The organism is Streptomyces sp. P17 (assembly GCF_032436805.1).
GTDB lineage: Bacteria > Actinomycetota > Actinomycetes > Streptomycetales > Streptomycetaceae > Streptomyces.
Genome location: NZ_JAVRBF010000620.1, coordinates 1 through 286, shown reverse-complemented (window position 1 = coordinate 286; position 286 = coordinate 1). Strand labels below are relative to the sequence as shown.

At 61.2% G+C, this 286-nt stretch carries 1 protein-coding gene; it reads left to right on the top strand.

The features are described 5' to 3' along the window. Positions 1 to 6: 6 nt before the first annotated feature. Positions 7 to 286: acyl-CoA dehydrogenase family protein (locus tag RMT89_RS42345; protein ID WP_315889084.1), on the top strand; the 280-nt coding region annotated here is incomplete at its 3' end.

The window sequence follows — 286 nt, the reverse complement described above, 5'->3', positions numbered from 1 at the left end:
GTCGGCATCGCTCAGGCGGCTCTCGAAGCAGCCGTACGGTATGCGCGTGAACGTGAGGTCGCAGGAAAGCCGATCATGGAGTTGCAGGGCGTCAGCTTCGCTCTCGCCGACATGGCGGCGCAGGTCGATATCGCCCGACAGTACTACATTTATGCTGCGCGCTTGCTCGAGGCCGGCCTGCCCTGCATGAAGGAAGCTGCCATCGCGAAGCTATTCGCCAGCGAAATGGCCGAGAAAGTGTGCTCCGAGGCGCTGCAGATAGCCGTATCCACCATGAATCTGCAGC